This window comes from Dyella sp. CR10, assembly GCF_055814425.1.
The window spans coordinates 4,610,972-4,629,389 of sequence record NZ_CP185986.1 but is presented as its reverse complement, the minus strand read 5'-3'; the positions used below and the strand labels follow the sequence as shown (position 1 = coordinate 4,629,389).

Annotated in this window: 20 protein-coding genes; 12 read left to right on the top strand and 8 right to left on the bottom strand. The window is 66.5% G+C overall.

What is annotated here, in order from left to right:
* Positions 1 to 361: 361 nt before the first annotated feature.
* Entirely contained in the window at positions 362 to 3,361 is a 3,000-nt protein-coding gene (locus ACNR9O_RS20840; RefSeq protein ID WP_473685173.1) for a TonB-dependent receptor, read from the top strand.
* 132 nt (positions 3,362 to 3,493) lie between these two features.
* On the opposite strand, the gene xerC is transcribed toward ACNR9O_RS20840, so the two are convergent.
* The 4 genes from xerC to lptM form a co-directional block, all read right to left on the bottom strand.
* Positions 3,494 to 4,381, bottom strand: a complete 888-nt coding sequence (gene xerC, locus ACNR9O_RS20835) for a tyrosine recombinase XerC (protein WP_473685175.1) — start codon at positions 4,379 to 4,381, stop codon at positions 3,494 to 3,496.
* Between the two features lie 2 nt (positions 4,382 to 4,383).
* Complete coding sequence (locus tag ACNR9O_RS20830) at positions 4,384 to 5,067, bottom strand: DUF484 family protein (protein WP_473685177.1); 684 nt, start codon at positions 5,065 to 5,067, stop codon at positions 4,384 to 4,386.
* Positions 5,068 to 5,139: 72 nt separating this feature from the next.
* Positions 5,140 to 5,982 (bottom strand): diaminopimelate epimerase, encoded by an 843-nt coding sequence (dapF, locus tag ACNR9O_RS20825; RefSeq protein ID WP_473685179.1) that lies wholly within the window; start codon positions 5,980 to 5,982, stop codon positions 5,140 to 5,142.
* Between the two features lie 14 nt (positions 5,983 to 5,996).
* On the bottom strand, positions 5,997 to 6,167 hold the full coding sequence (gene lptM, locus ACNR9O_RS20820; protein WP_473685181.1) for an LPS translocon maturation chaperone LptM: 171 nt from the start codon (positions 6,165 to 6,167) through the stop codon (positions 5,997 to 5,999).
* Positions 6,168 to 6,331: 164 nt separating this feature from the next.
* Between lptM and ACNR9O_RS20815 the strand changes: the two genes are divergently transcribed.
* Positions 6,332 to 7,021, top strand: coding sequence for a hypothetical protein (locus ACNR9O_RS20815; protein WP_473685183.1), 690 nt, complete (start codon positions 6,332 to 6,334; stop codon positions 7,019 to 7,021).
* Between the two features lie 12 nt (positions 7,022 to 7,033).
* Here ACNR9O_RS20815 and ACNR9O_RS20810 read toward each other — a convergent pair whose 3' ends face one another.
* A complete protein-coding gene (locus tag ACNR9O_RS20810) occupies positions 7,034 to 7,507 on the bottom strand; it encodes a GNAT family N-acetyltransferase (protein WP_473700682.1) in 474 nt (157 codons plus the stop codon).
* Between the two features lie 259 nt (positions 7,508 to 7,766).
* Here ACNR9O_RS20810 and ACNR9O_RS20805 point away from each other — a divergent pair, with 259 nt between their 5' ends.
* Positions 7,767 to 9,251, top strand: a complete 1,485-nt coding sequence (locus ACNR9O_RS20805; protein WP_473685187.1) for a RimK family protein — start codon at positions 7,767 to 7,769, stop codon at positions 9,249 to 9,251.
* A gap of 169 nt (positions 9,252 to 9,420) precedes the next feature.
* Here ACNR9O_RS20805 and ACNR9O_RS20800 read toward each other — a convergent pair whose 3' ends face one another.
* Positions 9,421 to 9,678 carry a hypothetical protein gene (locus ACNR9O_RS20800; RefSeq protein WP_473685189.1) on the bottom strand — a complete coding sequence of 86 codons (258 nt, stop codon included), beginning with the start codon at positions 9,676 to 9,678 and terminating at the stop codon, positions 9,421 to 9,423.
* 167 nt (positions 9,679 to 9,845) lie between these two features.
* Here ACNR9O_RS20800 and aroE point away from each other — a divergent pair, with 167 nt between their 5' ends.
* The 7 genes from aroE to ACNR9O_RS20765 all read left to right on the top strand — a co-directional run bounded on the left by aroE (position 9,846) and on the right by ACNR9O_RS20765 (position 15,684).
* On the top strand, positions 9,846 to 10,673 hold the full coding sequence (aroE, locus tag ACNR9O_RS20795; RefSeq protein ID WP_473685191.1) for a shikimate dehydrogenase: 828 nt from the start codon (positions 9,846 to 9,848) through the stop codon (positions 10,671 to 10,673).
* Positions 10,674 to 10,676: 3 nt separating this feature from the next.
* Positions 10,677 to 10,937, top strand: a complete 261-nt coding sequence (locus tag ACNR9O_RS20790; protein ID WP_473685193.1) for a YkgJ family cysteine cluster protein — start codon at positions 10,677 to 10,679, stop codon at positions 10,935 to 10,937.
* A 40-nt stretch (positions 10,938 to 10,977) separates the two neighbouring features.
* Complete coding sequence (locus tag ACNR9O_RS20785; RefSeq protein WP_473685195.1) at positions 10,978 to 11,613, top strand: hypothetical protein; 636 nt, start codon at positions 10,978 to 10,980, stop codon at positions 11,611 to 11,613.
* 171 nt (positions 11,614 to 11,784) lie between these two features.
* Complete coding sequence (locus ACNR9O_RS20780; protein ID WP_473685197.1) at positions 11,785 to 13,569, top strand: peptide-N4-asparagine amidase; 1,785 nt, start codon at positions 11,785 to 11,787, stop codon at positions 13,567 to 13,569.
* A gap of 110 nt (positions 13,570 to 13,679) precedes the next feature.
* A complete protein-coding gene (locus ACNR9O_RS20775; protein WP_473685199.1) occupies positions 13,680 to 14,651 on the top strand; it encodes an energy transducer TonB in 972 nt (323 codons plus the stop codon).
* Between the two features lie 59 nt (positions 14,652 to 14,710).
* Complete coding sequence (locus ACNR9O_RS20770) at positions 14,711 to 15,004, top strand: hypothetical protein (protein ID WP_473685201.1); 294 nt, start codon at positions 14,711 to 14,713, stop codon at positions 15,002 to 15,004.
* Positions 15,005 to 15,126: 122 nt separating this feature from the next.
* Complete coding sequence (locus ACNR9O_RS20765; protein ID WP_473685203.1) at positions 15,127 to 15,684, top strand: hypothetical protein; 558 nt, start codon at positions 15,127 to 15,129, stop codon at positions 15,682 to 15,684.
* 42 nt (positions 15,685 to 15,726) lie between these two features.
* On the opposite strand, the gene ACNR9O_RS20760 is transcribed toward ACNR9O_RS20765, so the two are convergent.
* Both ACNR9O_RS20760 and ACNR9O_RS20755 read right to left on the bottom strand, forming a co-directional pair.
* Positions 15,727 to 16,062 carry a low molecular weight protein tyrosine phosphatase family protein gene (locus tag ACNR9O_RS20760; RefSeq protein ID WP_473685205.1) on the bottom strand — a complete coding sequence of 112 codons (336 nt, stop codon included), beginning with the start codon at positions 16,060 to 16,062 and terminating at the stop codon, positions 15,727 to 15,729.
* Positions 16,059 to 16,595: a gamma carbonic anhydrase family protein gene (locus tag ACNR9O_RS20755; RefSeq protein WP_473685207.1), complete on the bottom strand. Its 537-nt coding sequence runs from the start codon at positions 16,593 to 16,595 to the stop codon at positions 16,059 to 16,061. Before ACNR9O_RS20755 ends, ACNR9O_RS20760 begins: the two co-directional genes overlap by 4 nt.
* A gap of 431 nt (positions 16,596 to 17,026) precedes the next feature.
* Between ACNR9O_RS20755 and ACNR9O_RS20750 the strand changes: the two genes are divergently transcribed.
* Positions 17,027 to 17,506, top strand: a complete 480-nt coding sequence (locus tag ACNR9O_RS20750; protein ID WP_473685209.1) for a hypothetical protein — start codon at positions 17,027 to 17,029, stop codon at positions 17,504 to 17,506.
* A gap of 117 nt (positions 17,507 to 17,623) precedes the next feature.
* Positions 17,624 to 18,373, top strand: a complete 750-nt coding sequence (locus tag ACNR9O_RS20745; RefSeq protein WP_473685215.1) for a hypothetical protein — start codon at positions 17,624 to 17,626, stop codon at positions 18,371 to 18,373.
* Positions 18,374 to 18,418 lie beyond the last annotated feature (45 nt).

Genomic DNA, 18,418 nt, shown 5'->3' with positions numbered 1-18,418 from the left:
CTCCAGCGCAGAGGGGTTCCGCCGCATGAACTTGTGGCGGGCGAGAGGGAGAGGTGCTTCACGGGGAAGCGATCCCATAGGGAATCGCGAGAAGCGCCTTCAACGCCGCATTGAACCGGGCTGTCACGTCGTCGGGGAAGTTGTTGCCGTGAATTTGGATCGATTCATATTCCGCGCCTTGGAATTTGGATCGATCTAAATCCCGGTCATGGGCGCATTGCATGGCCCATGCGGCGCTGTGACCGCCCAGGCGGCTGCCTGGCGCGATGAGCGCAGCCCCTCGTTGGCCGGTTGCGTCCGCTTGGGCGGAACCGGGTCCGCCCCCGCAAGGGGCGTCACGGGGAGACCACTAGCAATGTCGATGAGCAATTCGAGCAAGCGATCGTCGGGCAGCGCACTGCGCTTGAGCGCGCTGGCGCTGGCGCTGGGCGGCTGTTTCGCCGCCACGGTCGCGCAAGCGCAGTCCAACGCGTCGGGCGCCATCTTCGGCCGCACCGAGGCTGCACCGGGTACCACGGTGCATATCGAGAATCCTTCCACCGGCTTCAGCCGCGACGTGGGCGTGGACGCGGACGGCCGCTACCGCGCCGGCTCGCTGCCGGTAGGCACCTACAAGGTGAGCGTGCAGCGCAACGGCCAGACCGTGGACAGCCGCGACACCATCCAGGTCAACGTCGGCACCGGCACCGAGGTGAGCTTCGTAGCCGCCGCGACGGCGCCCGGGGCCAAGAACCTCGAAGGCGTCAGCGTGGTCGCCAGCGCCGTACCGGCCATCGACGTGTCGTCAGTAGATACGCGCACGGTGCTCAACGCCGAACAGTTGCGCCGCCTGCCGCTGCCGCAGACCGTGAACGCCGCCGTGCTGCTGGCGCCAGGCGCGGTCAACGCGGATTCGCGCTACGGCAATGCCGTCTCGCTGGGCGGTTCGTCGGCGGCTGAGAACCAGTACTACGTCAACGGCTTTCCAGTGACCAATCCGCTCACCGGCCTGGGCGCGACCACCTTGCCGTTCAATTCCATCGAACAGGAACAGGTATTCACCGGCGGCTACGGTGCCGAGTACGGCCGCTCCACCGGCGGTGTGGTCAACATCGTGACCAAGCGTGGCACCAATGAGTGGAAGGGAGGCATGCAGGTGCTGTACACGCCTGCCGGGCTTCGCGAAACCGAGCAACCCACCTATCGCCCCGGCGATGGCGCGCAGATCACCGGGCGCGACAAGCATTCGGCCAAGCTGTGGGAAACCACCTATGCGGCGTATCTCGGCGGGGCGCTCATCAAGGACAAGCTGTTCTTCTTCGGCGCGGCCGAGGGCATCAAGTCCGAGAACAACACCTATACGCTCAGCAAGAACACCACCCGTTCGTACAACACCAACAAGACCGACCGCTGGCTGGCCAAGGTCGATTGGAACATCACCGACAATCACATCATCGAACTGACCGGCCTCAGCGATACCGCGTCGACCTACGCCGACCAGTACGTCTATGACGGCGTCAACGACATCCAGTACGCCAAGAAGGGCTGGCGCAGCCAGAAGAACCAGGGCACGGCCGGCTCCTCGCCCGGTGGCCAGGTCTACGTGGGCCGCTATACCGGCTACATCACCGACAACCTCACCGTCGACGCGCTGTACGGCAAGGAGCGCACCGACCACGTCGATCTGACTTCCGGTTCGAGCTGCACCTATTTCCAGGACAACCGCGACAGCGTGCCGCCATCGCAGCGCCTTCAGGGCTGCAACATCTCCAGCGGCATTGCCGCGCCAGGCGCCTACGACGAGACCAATGGCTGGCATCTCAACGTGGAGTACCGTCTCGGCAGCCATGATCTGCGCGCCGGCGTCGATCATTACAACGTGACGTCGCTCAACGGTTCGGACACCTCCGGCGGCGTGGGCTGGTTCTACTACGACAACCCGCCCAGCGGCGTGATCGAATCGCGTGGCAACCTGGTGGTGCCGCCGGGCCACACCGGCATCGTCGAGCGCTATGTGTTCCGCGCGATCGGCCAGGCCAAGGTCAAGCAGGAAGCTCAGTACCTCGAAGACCACTGGCAGATCACCGACCGCTGGCTGGCGTATATCGGCCTGCGCAACGAGCAGTTCGAGAACCTCAATGCCGACAACGATGTGTTCGCCAAGCAGCGCCACCAGCTGGCGCCGCGCCTGGGCCTGTCGTGGGACGTGCTGGGCGATTCGAGCCTGAAGATCTACGCCAACGCCGGCCGCTACCATCTGGCGATCCCGAACAACGTCGCGGTGCGCGGTGCATCCGGCTCGCTGTACGAGACGCAGTGGGGCACCTACGACGGCGCGGTCAACACCAACGGTACGCCGCCGAACTGGCAGCCGATCGAAAATGTCGTGTACGCCAATGGCGCCGACGGCACGCCGCCGGATCCGCGCTCGATCTCCGCGCGCAACCTCAAGGCGTATTACCAGGACGAGTACATCCTGGGCTTCGACCAGCAGTTCGCCGACCACTGGACCTTCGGCGCCAAGGTGCGCTACCGCAAGCTGCGTAGCATCATCGACGATTGGTGCGACGACCGCCCGTTCATCAAGTGGGCTGCCGACCACGGCGTGAACTACGCCGACCCGTCGCCGACCTGCTACATCATCAACCCGGGTGCGTCCAACCGCTTCTCCATCGACCTCGACGGGGACGGCAAGCTCGAGGACATCAACCTGAGCAAGAAGGACATCGGCCTGCCGGATGCCAAGCGCAAGTACTACGCGCTCGATGCGTATCTGGAGCATCGTTTCGACGGCAAGTGGTATGGCCGCCTCGACTACACGTTCTCGCGCAGCTACGGCAACTCCGAAGGCCTGCTCAAGTCCGACATCGGCCAGCTCGATCCGTCGGTGACGCAGGACTGGGACCACAAGGAACTGATGATCGGTTCGAACGGCCCCGAGGCCAACGACCGCACGCACCAGATCCGCGCGTACGGCTATTACCAGATCGATCCGCAGTGGCTGGTGAGCGCCAACGTGCTGATCCAGTCGGGCCGTCCGAAGAACTGCATCGGCGTGTACCCGGGGGACATCCCGTCGGATATCAACTACGGCGCCTCGTACTTCTACTGCAAGGGCCAGCCGACCCCGCGTGGCAGCCAGGGCCGCTTGCCGTGGACATACCGCCTGGATCTGGGCGTGCAGTACGCGCCCGCTTTCGCCAACAACAACCTCACGTTCACCGCCACCGTCGTCAACGTGTTCAACAAGCAGACGGTGCAGAGCATCAACGAGTCGGGTGAAACCGGCAGCGGCGCGCCCAACCTCAGCTACACCCAGCCGCTCTCGTACCAGACGCCACGCTACGTGCAGTTCGGCGCCCGCTACGACTTCAGCCTGTAAGCGTTACCGCGAGTGCCACGGCGGCGGAAGATCGCCGTGGCGACTCTCCCCATTGACCACCGCTTGCCGGTGGTCTTTTTTTTTGCCTGCCGTATTCGGCGCCCGCCGGCATGACGAAGACCTTCGCGATGGCTAGCCCTTGCGCTTCGCGCGCGGATGCGCCGCGTCATATACCTTCGCCAGGTGCTGGAAATCCAGGTGCGTATAGATCTGCGTGGTAGCGATGTCGGCGTGGCCGAGCAGCTCCTGCACGGCGCGCAGGTCGCCGGAGGATTCGAGCATGTGACTGGCGAAGGTATGGCGCAGCAGATGCGGATGCACGCGCTTGGCGAAACCCTGCGCCAGCGCAAGTTGCTTGAGCCGCGCCTGTACCGTGCGCGGACTGATCGGCGCCCCGCCCCGCCCGCGGAACACCGGCGCATCCGGTTCCCTGCCACCCGTTTCGCCGAGGGCGCGCAGCGCATCCACCGCATGCCGGCCCACGGGCACGATGCGCGTCTTGCTGCCCTTGCCGAGCACGCGCACTTCACCCGCTTCCAGATCCAGATCCATCCAGCGCAGGCCCACCAGCTCGGAAAGGCGCAGGCCGGAGGAATAAAACAGTTCGAGCATCGCGCGATCGCGCAGACCCAGGACGCCCTCGCCGCCGGATTCGACCAGCGTGGCAGCCTCGTCCACGTCCAGCACCTGCGGAAGCTTGCGGTGCACCTTGGGGCCGCGCACGCCCGCGACGGGGTCGTGTTCCAGCAATCCTTCGCGCCGCAGCTGGCGGAACAGGCTGCGGCACGACGAAAGCAGGCGTTGCAGGCTCTTGGGCGACAGGCCGGCGCGATGTTCGGCGGCGACGAAGGCACGCATGCGGTGCGCGTCGAGCCGCTGGAATCCGTCCACCTGCTGCGCCTCCATCCAGCGCAGCAGCTTCTCCAGGTCGCGGCGATAGCCGTCCAGCGTATGCGGCGAGGCCTTGCGCTCGCCCGCGAGGCGGCCGAGCCAGGCTTGCACCTGGCCGCGCGGGTCCATGCTCAGGCGCCGTCCCGCGAACGTTGCAGCGCGGCCGTCACGGTCGCGGCGATCATCTTCAGAAACACGGTGCCCATGCCCGGCTGAAAGCGGTCGCCGTCGCGGCTGCCGATTGCCAGCACGCCCAGTTCGCCCAGCGGCATCAGCGCGGTGGACTGGACCTCCGGCGCACGATCGCCGAACAGCCGGTAGAGCCGCTCAGCGGAAAGCCTTCCCGACAAAGGCTCGTGCTTGGCGAGGAACTCCGCGAACTCCGGCAGCTCGTCGCGCCCGCCGGGCACGCGTACCAGCCAATCGGCCGGTGGCAGATCCACCGAGCCGAACAGGAGCAGGCGCACCTGGTCGGTCTGGAAATCCTCGGCCAGCCGCGCGACCACGCTGCGCGCGGCGATGGCCGGCGTATTGGCGCGCAGCACGGCGACGTTGAGATCGTGGATACGCTGCATCAACCGCTCGTTGTCCGCGGCGACGACCGCCAGTTCGGCCAGGCGGCGCTCCAGTTCGGCGTTCTTCTCGCGCAGATTCTGCAGCTGGTACACCGCCAGCGAAGCGACTTGGCCTTGCTCGCGCGGCACTTCCAGTTGGGCGGCCAGTTCCGGAAATTCGTTGAGGAAGCCCGGATGCTGGCGCAGGTAAGCGGCCACGTCCTTGGCTTGCAGGTTGTCGTCCAGAGCGGTGTCGGTCATGCGCGGTACCTCGTCAACCGTGGGGTCGGGAGCGGAGCCCGGTCCGGAGTGTGCGATGACGGAAGCGACGCTTCAATGCGCCGCGCCCAGCCATTCGCCTTCGTACGCAAACGCCGCCGGTCCAGTCATCCATAACGTGTGGCCGGGGCCGGCCCAATCGATCTGCAGGCGGCCGCCGGGCAAGTCGATCTGCACGCGGTCGTCCACATCGCCGCGCTGGCGCAGCACCGCCATCGCGGCGCAGGCGCCGGTGCCGCAGGCCTCGGTCCAGCCGCTGCCGCGCTCGTGCACGCGCAGGCGCAGATGGCCGCGGTCGATGACCTGCGCGAAACCGGCGTTGGCGCCCTGCGGAAAGCGTGCATGCGTGGTCAGCAGCGGGCCGAGTCGCGCCAGCGCGGGCGCGGCCAGATCGGGGACCACCACCACCGCGTGCGGATTGCCCATCGATACTGCGCCGAGCTCCACCGTCGCGCCGTCCGCCTCGAAGCGGTAAAGCTTGGCCGCTTGTTCCGCCTCGAGCGGGATGTGTGCCGGCAGGAAGTCCGGCTCGCCCATGTCCACCGTGACGCGATCAGCGGCCAGCAGCCTGACCGTGACCGGACCTGATGGGCTCTCCAGCCTCACGGTCTCGCCCAGCGCCAGCGCGCCAGCGCGATGCAGCCACGCGGCGACGCAGCGCACGCCATTACCGCACTGGCCGGAGGGCGAACCGTCGGCATTCCAGATGCCGTAGTAGAAGCGGCAGGACGGGTCGCGCGGCGGCTCGATGCTGATCAGCTGGTCGAAGCCGATGCCACGGTGGCGGTCGGCCATTGCGCGGATCGCGTCCGCTTCCAGCGCGAGACGCGCGGGGCGGGCATCGAGCATGGCGAAGTCGTTGCCGATGCCGTGCATCTTGGAGAAGCGCAATGTCATGCGAAAGATGCGCCTCAGTGCGCGGCCGGCGCCGCCGCGGTGGCGGCCGGCGCGGGCGCGGGAGGCAGGGTGGCGGGCGGGGTGGTCGGCTTCGGGGGCGGCATGAACAGCGGGCCCTTGTTGCCGCAGCCGGCCAGCATGGCCATGGCGGCGCACAGCGGAAGCAGCAGGATGGATCGGCGCATGGGTATGGCTTCCTACGGAGACCGCCGCAGTATAGCGAGCCGCGTCAGGCTCACGGCGCACCGCCTTTCGTCGGACTCTCGGCTTCATGCCGCGCCGGCCAGCGCGCGCCAGCGCTTATCATGCGGACATTGGCCGCGCCGCGGCATCGAGAGACCGAACGACGATGGACTGGACCACGCTGCTGCGCCTGCCCAGCACGATCCTGCTGGCGCTTGCCGTCATCGCGCTGATGTTCACCCTGGTGCAGCTGGTGGCGCTGCGCGGACGGCTGCAGGCAGGGCAGCGCATCGCCGCTGCGTTGCGGGCGGTGTTGCTGCTGGTCGGATTCGCGCTCGCCCTGCTCCTCGCCGGCGCCGGTTGGAGCCTGCGCGGCTACCGCCTGCTGTCGGAAGAGACGCCGGTGGTCGACATCGACGCGCGAATCCTCTCGCCGCAGCGCTGGGCGCTCACCCTGCATTGGCCGGACGGCGGTTCGCGCCGGGTGGAACTGGCGGGCGACGCGTGGCGCGTCGAAGCCATCGTGCTGAAGTGGAAGACCCCGGCACTGCTGGCCGGCCTGCCGCCGCTGTATCGCCTGGACCGCCTGACCGGTCGTTATGACGACGCGCAGCAGGAGGCGCAGGCGCCGCGCACGGTGGTGAGTTTCGACGAGGCCGGCCCGTACGATCTGCGCGATCTGCAGCGGCACCACCCTCAGTGGCTGCCCGGCGTGGACACGGTCTTCGGCAGCGGGGCCTTCCTGCCGCTGGTGGACGAAGGCCACTACAGCGTCAGCCTGATGCGCACCGGCGCCCTGGTAGCGCGCCCGGACGAAACCACCGAGCGACGCATGGGGCAGCCGTTCGGCGGTTGAGCGGCGAGCGCGTCAGTCCAGGGCCTTCTCGTAGCGCCAGGCGTCAGCGCCGTCTTCGTAGTAGCCCGCATAGCGGCCGATGCGGGCGTAGCCCAACCGCTCGTACAGGCGGATCGCGCCTTCGTTGTCGGTGCGCACTTCCAGGCGCAGCGACGTGCAGCGGCGACGGCGCGCGGCCTGTTCGGCCGCATCCATGAGCGCCGAACCGACGCCCTTGCCGCGCGCCTCGGCATGCGTGGCGATGGAATACAGACGCGCCACCTGGCTGCCCTTGCGGAAAAACACCACCGCGGTGCCCAGGAAGCGCCGATGGTTGGCGCTGGCCACCAGCACCAGCGCGCTCTCGCTGTCGAGGTGGCGGCGGTACTGGGCACGACTGAGGCGGTCGCCGGCGAAGCTCTGCTCCTCCAGCGCGACCAGGTCGTCCAGGTCGGATAGCTCGGCACGGCGCACACGCACGGCGGCGGTCGCGGGCATGGGGGTCATCGGCGGCAGTCCGGTGCGGCGTGGAACGCGGCGGCAGCGGTGAATACGAGGGGTGGGACAACGCGAAGCGCGGCACTGTAGTCCTGCTGGCGGCCGCCCGCAACGTCCGAAGCGTCACGCCTTCCCGGGCGACGTTTAATCCCGCTTAAGACCTTTCCCTTGTGCAGCTTCTTGCATGTGCCAAACTGCGCGCTGCGTGCCGCCCCGTTGCCTCGACGAGACGACACTTTGTCCCGTCCGATCCCCCTCATTTGGTGCCATGACCCGGCTCGTCATCGTCGTCGAGAAAGCTTCCGACTGGAGCTCCTACTACCCCTCCGTGGACGTGGTCACGGCGATGGACTACCTGCGCGAGCCCATCTCCGGCGACGACGAACGCACGCACGTCATCAACCTGTGCCGCAACTACAAATACCTCGGCACCGGCTATTACGTGTCCCTGCTGGGCGAGGCGCGCGGGCACAAGGTGATGCCATCGGTGCGCACGGTGAACGACCTGCGCCGCCGCTCGCTGTACGGCCTGGACATCGAGGACCTCAACCAGAAGCTCACCCACTTCTTGCCTGCGGGCGGACGGGACACCACCGATTTCGGCATCCTTGTCTACTTCGGCGAGACGGCCTATACGGCGCTGCAGGACCTGGCGCGCCAAGTGTTCGAACTGTTCCCCTGCCCGCTGCTGCGCATCGAGTTCGAGCGCGACCGCGTGTGGCAGGTCAGCTCGATCAAGCCGGTGGGCCTGCATACCCTGGACGACGCCCAGGAAGACGCTTTCGCCGAGGCCCTGGACCGCTTCTCCAAGAAGCTGTGGCGCAAGCCGCGCGCGCGCAAGCGCTATCGCTACGACATCGCCATGCTGGTCGATCCCAACGAGACGATGCCGCCGTCGAACAAGAAGGCGCTCAAGTCCTTCATCAACGCCGGCAAGGAACTGGGCATCGAGGTCGACCCGATCGGCAAGAACGATTACCAGCGCCTGGCCGAGTACGACGGCCTGTTCATCCGCGAAACCACCGCCAGCGACAACCACACCTACCGCTTCGCCCACCGCGCGGAGAAGGAAGGGATGGTGGTGATCGACGATCCCAGTTCGATCCTGCGCTGTACCAACAAGATCTACCTCAACGATCTGATGGTGTCGCGCAAGCTCGCGGTGCCCAAGACCGAGATCCTGTACCGCGACGACAGCAAGGGCCTGAAGGAAGTCGCCGCGCGCCTGGGCTACCCGCTGGTGCTGAAGATTCCGGACGGCTCCTTCTCGCGCGGCGTGGTCAAGGTGGAGAGCGAGGCGGCGCTGGAGAAGGCGACCGCCGAGCTGTTCCAGCACAGCGCGCTGCTGCTGGCGCAGGAGTTCCTCTACACGGAGTTCGACTGGCGCATCGGCGTGCTCAACCGCGAGGCGCTGTACGCCTGCAAGTACTACATGTCGCGTGGCCACTGGCAGATCTACAACCATGGCGCCAAGGGCACGGACAAATCCGGCGGCTTCGAGACCATCCCCGTGCGCGATGCGCCCAGCGACGTGGTCAAGCTTGCGCTCAAGGCCACGCAACCGATCGGCGACGGCCTCTATGGCGTGGACATCAAGCAGGTGGACGGTCGGCCGGTGGTGATCGAAGTAAACGACAACCCGTCGATCGATGCCGGCGTCGAGGACGCCTACCTGGGCGAGGACCTGTACCTGCGCATCATGCAGGAGTTCCTGCGACGGCTGGAGCGCAGGCGGCTGGGCATCGCCGACTGACCAAGGCGGGCGATTCCGGCCGTCCATCCGCTGGACCGGCCGGAACCCGTCGCGCCTTCCCTGGCGCCGCCCGATGGATGCATGGCCTTCCTGGCCGCCATCGGGACTCCCCTAGAACGCGCATCCCGCGCGCTGAAGCTCCACTGCCAAGCGGAAGTCGTCGAAGAACTCAGTGCCAGATGGCCTGGCTGGCACGCGGCCGCCGGCGGCGCGCCAGCGCGAGCAGCTCGCGCGGCAGGCCCGGCTCCAGCACCAGCAGCAGCGCGAGCGGGGCGCCCAGCAGCCAGAACGCTGGCGTCCAGCCGAGCAGGTCGGTGTGCGCGGGCACCAGGGTGGTCAGCAGCAGCGCAGCGCCGGCCAGCAGCCACAGCAAGGCGCCCGCGACCAGGCGGTGATGGCGAGTGTGATCGTGGGCTGGCTTGCGCATGGGAGATCCGTCCATCGGGTCGGTGAAGGTCGATGGGTGCAGCTTGCCGGGGGCTCATCTCAAAACCTGCGACCTCGCCGGCACCGTCCGGTCGGGCGCATTAAAATGGCGGGTGCTCGCGCACCGGCCTCCGCCCAGCGCGTCATCCACGAAGGAGCATGTCTTTAATGAGCGCAGAGCTGTTCGCCGTTTTCGGCCATCCGATCGCCCATTCGCTGTCCCCGCAGATCCATCAGGCGTTCGGCCGCCAGTTCGGCATCGCGCTCGAGTACCGCACCATCGACGCCGCACCGGCCGAGTTCGAGGCCAGCGTCCACCGTTTCTTCGCCGAGGGCGGCCGCGGCGCCAACGTCACTCTGCCGCACAAGGCAGCAGCCTTCGCCATGGCGGATGAACGCAGCGAAGCGGCTATGCGCGCCGGCACCGCCAACGTGCTGACGCCGTTGCCGGGCGGGCGCCTCGCCGCGCACAACACGGACGGCGCCGGCCTCGTGCGCGACCTTACCGAGCGCCACAGCATGGACCTGCGCGGCCACGATGCGCTGCTGCTGGGCGCGGGCGGCGCGGCGCGCGGCGTGGCCTGGTCCCTGCTGGATGCCGGCGTGAAGTCGCTGACCATCGTCAATCGCACGCCGGAAACGGCCGATGCGCTGGCCGACGCCATCGGCGAGCCGGCGCGCGCGCATACCCGCTACTGGGAAGATCTGGACGACATCGGCAGCTTCGACCTGATCATCAACGCCACGTCCGCCGGCGTGCTGGGCAAGCCGCTGGACCTTCCATTCGGCTTCGTCGGCAACCGCGCCACCTGCTATGACCTCTCGTATGGCAAGGCCGCCGTCGGCTTCCTCGCCTGGGCGCGCGCGGCCAACGCGCTTTACGCCTTCGATGGCCTCGGCATGCTGGTGGAAACCGCCGCCGACGCGTTCGAGCTGTGGCATGGCAAGCGGCCGGACACCGACCCGGTGCACGACGAGCTGCGCCAGCGTTACTGAAGCATGAGCCTGATTTGCCGTACCGGCTGCGGTGCATGCTGCATCGCGCCTTCGATCAGTTCGCCGATCCCGGGCATGCCGGACGGCAAGCCTGCGGGGACGCGCTGCGTGCAACTGACATCGGACAACCGCTGCGCGATCTTCGGACAGCCGGAGCGACCGGCGGTATGCGCATCGCTGCGGCCGGGCCCCGCCATGTGCGGTGAGAGCCGCGGGCATGCGATGCGTTTTCTGGAAGCGCTGGAGCGGCAGACGCGGCCTTAGCGGATCGGAACCCACTTATTGCCATTCACACGGAGTGACCATGTCTTTTCGCATCAAGCTGCTGCTGTCTTGCACCCTGCTCGCCATTGCGGGCATCGCCCAGGCCGATGGTCCGCCAGTGGTCGGTTTCTGGGACCGACTGGCCGCCACCGCACCGGGTGACGTCGATGGCGCCGTCGTGGCCAAGCCGGATTTCATCTTCACCAACATCCGCCTGGCCGCACCGACCCGCTTCACGGGGTTGCAGGACAACGGAGGCAGCAGCCTGACCGCGCTGTGCTGCCTGGAAGTAAGCGATCTGCAGCCGCTCACGGTCGAAGGCATTATCGCCAAATACCATTACGACGGCGACGTGGCGGAGCATTTGCGCAGCATCAAGGGCTTGCCCTTCGTCTATACGGCGCATCCGACGGAGCGGGCCACGTGGTCCCCGTTCATGCGGACGGTCATGGGCGGCGCCGGACAGGCGGACGACCCCTCGCCGTATTGGGCGCCAGTGATCGGCACGCCGGTGGCCGACAGCGACATCCGGGGCCACAGCGTGGCGGCAGGTAAGAACGTCGTGCAGCTCCACATCGCTTACGGAGACGCAGGCGGCGTGAGCAGGGAGACGGACACCTTCCTGATCAACGGCAAGGCGCTGAAGGTATCGAGCACCGTCATCCCGACGGAGTGATCCGCGCCGCGGCCGCCATGGCCTGAAACAGCGGTTCCTTGCGGCACGCCTTCGCCTTAGACGTCTAAATCTATTTGGACGTCTAAGTGCGCTTCCTGCAAGTACCTGCGCCTTTACGCCGTGCTAGTTTTCGCGGCACAGGGGGGCTACATCTTGCGGGGAGTGAGCATCATGTCGTCCAAGGGGTTCTTGCGTCTTGGCCCGGCTATCGCCGGGTGGTTCGCTGCATTGAGCTGTGCCGTTGTTTCCGTGCCGTTGCATGCCGCCGCTGGCGATCCGCCGATCGGCGCGCGCGGCGTCGTGGTGGCCGATCCCACCGTGCCGCGGCCGCCGGGCACGCCATGCGTCGTGCAGCTGTTCAATGACGTCACCTTCGACGACTTCAATGCACGGCCTTACAGTTACGCGCCACCGGCCGGTTGCCAGGGCCGCTGGTCGAAAGTGGTGCTGGAAGCCGATTTCTCGGTGACCGCCGGACGCCAGTACGACCGCACCGCCACGCTGTGGCTGGGCGGCGTGAATTTGTACTTTGGCACCACGCAGGAGCCTTCCGCCGCGGTCTCGCCGAGCTGGCACGTCGAGCGCGACCTGACCGACTACGACGTGCTGCTGCGTAGCGCCGGCCAGGGCCAGGCCGTGATCGGCAACGTGGTCAACAGCACCTACACCGGCGTGATCCACGGCAGTGCGCGCCTCTTGTTCTATCCCGCCTCGCTGGTGGCGCCGTCGGCGCCGGTACCGGATGCGGTCTATCCACTCGGCGCCGATCCGGTCGGTGGCACGGCGACACTCAATACCCCGAGCGACAAGCTGGCGAAGACGTTGACGCTGCCACGCAACGTGGTGCGCGCCTATCTGGACGTGTTCGCGCAGAGCCAGGGTGGCGACGAATTCTGGTACACCTGCGTGCCCGACCAGTACGCTGCGCAGACGCAGGAATGCGGCGGCGGCAATTTCCGCGAAACCGAAGTGAGCATCGACGGCCAGCCGGCGGGTGTCGCGCCGGTGTACCCGTGGATCTACACCGGTGGCATCGATCCGTACCTGTGGCGCCCCACGCCCGGTGTGCAGACGCTCAACTTCATGCCGTACCGGGTCGACCTTACGCCGTTCGCCGGCGTGCTGAGCGACGGCAAGCCGCACGAGGTGGCGGTCAACGTCGCCGGCGCACACGGTTATTTCTCTGCCACCGCGGCCCTGCTGGTGTACCGCGATCGCCACGCGCAGCAGGTGACCGGCGGCATCACGCGCAACACGCTCGCCGGCCAGGCGCCGACACCAGCGATCGGCAGCACGCTGGTCACCGATGCGAACGGCAATGTCAGCGGCGACGTCACCACCGAGCTGAAGCGCCAGTTCGTGATCGAGGGTTATGCCACCACGTCCAAAGGACGCGTCGTGAGCACGGTGACGCAGACGGTCGGCTTCGCCGACACGCAGAGCTTCTTGATCGACGCGAGCACCTTCCACCAGATCAGCGACCAGCTTACCCAGGTGGACAGCGCCAGCCAGAGTCGCATCGGGCCGCTGCTGACCGTGCAGGTGAATCAGCGCGCGGCCTATCCGCTGCATGTGGACTACAACCAGCAGGTGCAGAGCGACGGCAGCTTCAACGTGGCCACTACCGTGCATCAGGGCTACACCAGCCATGGCGATCAGCGCTGGCTGGGGCTGACCGTGTACGCGGCGGATCTGAGCAACACTATCGATAGCGGCGACACGCTGCAGTTCAATGCCAGCGGCGCGGTCACCGGGCATACCGGCCAGCACAGCGCGCAGAGCTTCAGCTTCCGCGACAGTCTGGGCAGCTGCCATCGCGTCGACTTGACGACCGACACCGGCGCGCTCGCCAGCTACGCCGCCGGTACCGGTTGTGCTAACGGGCAGAACCGCGTGCTGTGGATCGCGCATCCGGATGGTTCGCCGGACAGCCGCAACCTGCAGGTAGGCTGGTAAGCCACCGCGCTCGGAAGCCTGGCCTCGCCAAAGGCAGGCTTCCGAGCAACATCTCCGCAACATCGCCTCCCTAAGCTGGCGCGCCCCGCGACACCCCACGCCACGCCGCCATGCCAGCTCCGCCCACCCGCCGCACGGAAGGTGCGACCCGTTATGTCCTGCTGATCCTGCTCGTGCTGCTGGCCGGCGCGGGTGGCGTGGTCGCCAGGGTACTGAAGGCCAACCGGGACGTGCCGGCGGGCGCCGTGGCAGTGGTCAGCGACAACGGCGAGATTCAGCGCGACGGTGCGCCCGGTGGCGCCAGTCAACTATTGCTGCGCGCGCGCGCCGCGGTCGCGCAGCAACGCCTGCTCGCGCCAGCTGACGACAATGCCGTGGAATGGTATCTGCAGGTCCTCAAGCAACAGCCGGACAACCGCGCCGCACAGGATGCACTGCGCGAGCTGTTCCCATTCGCGGCCACGGCGGCCGAACAGACCATCGGACAAGGCAACGCCACCGAAGCGCAGCGGCAGATCGACCTGCTCTCCCGCGCCGACCCCACCAACTACACGCTCACTATCTTGCGCGCGAAGCTACAGGCGCAGGTGCAGGTCATCGAAGACCAGCAGCGTCGCGAGGCACAGCTGGCGCAGGCAGGAGCAAAGGCGCAGCCGCATCAGACGCCGGCGGTTCCGCCACCGGCTGCGGTGGCCAACGTTCCGGCACCGCCATCACCACCGCCAGCCAGCCGACCACCGGCTCCGGCCGATGCGCAAGCCGCGGCGCCGCATGTGAATGCGGCACCACCCATCGCTTCGGCCACCGCTACCACCAGCACCGCGCCGGTGCTCACGCGTCGCATCGAGCCGTACTATCCCGCGGATGCGCGACGGACCCGCCGACAAGGCTGGGTCGACGTGCGCTTCGTGGTGGAAGCGGACGGCTCGGTAAGCCACGCCAGCGTGATCGATGCGGATCCGCGCAACGTGTTCGACCGCGCCGCGCTGAGCGCGGTGGAGCGTTGGCAGTTCACGCCGGGTACGCGCAGCGGCACGCCGGCATCGATGGAAGTGCGCCAGCGCATCGATTTCCGGCTCTGATCGTGACTCGGGCGCGCGGGGCGCATAATCGTCCGACCGTTCCATCGAGGAGACCCGTCATGCGCAAGGCTACGCTCGCCCTGTTCCTGCTCGCCGCCGCCGTCGCCACCTCGGCATGCACCGAGACGGCTCGATCGGATGCGAAGCCAGTGGCCGGTTTCGTCACCGACATGGCCGGCTTCGACGCGTTCATCGCAACGCGCCCCACGCCCGAGCAATTCAAGGCGAAGTACCCGGACGTACAGCTGGTGATGCCCGGTACGCCCACCACCATGGAGTTCCGCAGCAACAACAGCCGCTACTTTGCGGAGCTGGACAAGGACGGACGCATCGTCGGCGGTCGCTTCGGCTGATCGCCACAAAGCGTCTGCGAACGACGTCACATCACTGACATCTGCCACGGCTACCGTGGCGCGCCGCCGTACCGCGTGAAACGCGCGTGTACGGCGACGCTCCATCCCATCGGCCAGGTGTCATGTCCCGTGTGCTTTCTACCGCGTCGTCCTGGCGCGGTCCGCTCGTCGTTTCCATCGTGCTGCTCGCGGCCGCAGCCATCGCGGCCTACGCGCTGCTGCACGCACCCGCCAAGGATGGAACGGGCACCTCGGCTACGGGACCGGCGACGACGTCCAGCAGCAGCGGACAGGACAGCGGCATCGGCATCATGCTGGGCTTGGCGAAGGCCGCCGTGGACGAAAAACGCCTGGTCGCGCCGGCCGGCGCCAATGCCTACGAGTTCTATCTCAGTGCGCTGCAGCTGGAGCCGAACAATGCGGCCGCGACGGACGGGCTGCGCGATCTCTTCGAGCCGGCCGCCGACGACGTCGAGCGGGCGATCAACGACAACAGCCTCGACGAAGCGCAACGCGAGCTAGCCTTGCTGCGCGAGTTCGACGGCACCAACTACAAGCTCGCCTTGCTCGGGGGCAAGCTCGACGCACAGCGTCAGCTGCAGGTCCGCGAGGATGAAGCGCGCGCCGCGGCGATTCAGTCGCAGAAGGTGGCCGGGTCGTCGTCATCCGCAACACCGTAAGCGCCAACAGGACCGGGGTCATCTCGATCCACCCCGGTCGATCTACCCCTGGCGAAGCATCGGCCCGGCCTTGCGCAACAGCAGCTCGATCAATTCGGGCTGCATGAAGTCGTAGTCGTCGGGAATCCCCAGCACGGCGACGCGCTTGCCTTTGAGTTGGCCGGCGAAGCGCTGCTGAAGTCGGCGCTTATGTGTGCTTTCCATCACCAGGATCAATTCGGCCCAGGCGAGATGTTCGCTCGAGAGCGGCGTCTCCGCGTCCGGCGCCAGGCCGGCCGAATCCACTTCCAGCTGCGGCCAGGCGCGGAAGACCGCTTCGGCGGTCGGGCTGCGCAGGCGGTTGCGGCTGCACAGGAACAGGACGCGCAGCGCGCTCATCCGGCGGTGAGGTACTCATCCTTCAGACGCACGTAGTGATCGGCGGAGTAATGCAATTGCTCGATCTGCCGATCGCTGAGCAGACGCACGAACTTCGCCGGATTACCCACCCACAGCTCGCGCTCGCCCACCACCTTGCCCGGCGGGATCACCGCACCGGCGGCGACGAAGCCGTACTTCTTTACCGTTGCGCCATCGAGCACGGTGGCATGCATGCCGATCAGGCAGTAATCCTCGATGGTGCAGGCGTGGATCACGGCGGCATGACCGATGGTGACGCCTTCACCTACCAGCGTGGGGAACCCGCCCGGCGAATAGGGACCGTCGTGGGTGACATGCACGATCGCGCCGTCCTGCACATTACTGCGTGCGCCGATGCGGATGCGATGCACGTCGCCGCGAAGTACGGCGCCAGGCCAGATAGAGACGTCGTCGGCCAGCTCCACGGCGCCGATCACGGTCGCTGCGGGGTCGACGTAGACGCGCTGGCCGAGAGTGGGGGCGATGCCCCGGTAGGTGCGGAGATGATTCATATGCGCATGGTAACGGTTGCCGATAGCCGGAGCGCGAGGGGCTTTGAGATACAAGGCGCGGGCTATCCCTCCCCGTAGCCGCGCGGCCACCGGGTCAGGCAAGGGCGACGGCGGTCCCGCCGATTTGCCACATATGGGTTGCGTTTCGTTGCCCATCGACATCGTTGGTTCGTGAGCCTTCTTTTCCGACTTTTTCCCGTATATCGGCGGTCACCCGCATGCTGACATGCACCTCCCTGCCCAAGCATCGACGCCTGTGAGGGCGTCGATGCCACAAAACGGGTGGCACAGGCAGGGCAGCACGCCGGATGCCGAAAGGGCCGGACCAGGCTCACCACCGGGATTGATGGAACGCCACAAGGAAGGGTCGTCATGCATCACTCGCCACGCCGCAGCGCCAAGGACTCGTCCCGTACCCCGGGAGCCCGGCGATGAAGCACATTCTCGCCGGCCGTCCATCCCTCACGGCTCCGCCGCCGGTCTCCCTGCGCTCCCGAAGGTTGGCCATCCTGATCTCATGCGCGGGCTACTGGTTCGTCGTCGGCATCGTCGGCGTCATCTATCTGCGCTACCTCGGCGGCGAGACGGTCCGGGGCGATGACAGCGCGATGGCTTTGTTCATGCTCATCGCTCAGCAGTTCGATCCACTGATGCCGCTTTTGGCAGGAGCGGTCATAGGGACCCGCTTCTTCACCTATCGGTGGCTGCGACTGGACGCATTGGAACGCGGCGAATCGCCGCCGATCTGGCAGCTGCTCCATGACGCCGTATTCATGCCTCGGTACAGATACGTGCGCGGACGACTAAGTAAGGTTCTGAAGGAGTCTCTGGTGCACTTCGCCGTGACCGGTGTCTACCTGGTCTCGGGCTGGACAGGTGCCTTCGTCGCCGCGTCAGTACTTCTCGGATGAGCTGCGTTCTCCCGCAATCCTGCGCTCACTATCGTGCGTCGCTTTACGTCACAGACCGATTTTGGCCCGCCGACAAGCCGGGCATGCGCCATCTCATGTTGAAGAAAGGATTCGATCATGATCCCTAATCGTTTGTATTCCGTCGCGCGCTCTCTGTTTCTGATCACAGGCCTGGCGGCAGGGCCCGTCGATGCGCAGGTATTGGTCACCGACACTGCTGCCATCGTCAGCAACGAAAAGAACCAGGCGCTGCAATTGGCAAAGATGGTCGATCAGTACACGCAGATGGTGGAGCAGTACACCGCCATGCTGACCAATCTGCGTAGCCTCAATCTCAACGTGGCAACGATAAACAACCAGCTCCAGCCCATCACCGATGCTTCTGCGTTGGTACAGCAGGCTTGCTCTGGCGCGACCGATGTACCGGGTGTGGCATCGAATCTGGTGGGATTGAACGTTGCCGAGATGAAGGAAGACATCCGAACCGCGCAGACGAAGATCTGCCAGCGCATCACCCTGTTGCAGATCGACAAGTACAACAAGGTCGTCAACATGCTCAATCGCATGAACACCTACTTCGCGGGCCTGCAGCAGGTCACGAGCAAAGCGGACCAGCTCGCCAAGGAGGCGGCCCACGCGCTCGGCAATCGCGACATGGTGAGGTATCAAGCCGATCAGCTTCAGGCAACGCTACGTATCGAAATGAGCAACATCGAACAGCAACTGCGTGCCAATGATGCCGCCATCGCTACCTTGCAAGCGCAGCAGTCCATGCTGGGAAAAGTCGCGTTGAAGGGCAGCCAGTCGCTGGTCGGTGATGCGATGTCCGTCATTGCTTTTGGTGCGGCGCTCAATATCGACAAGTGACAGCCCTCGTCTGTCGTTCAACCCGGCGAAGGACCGGATCGCCGC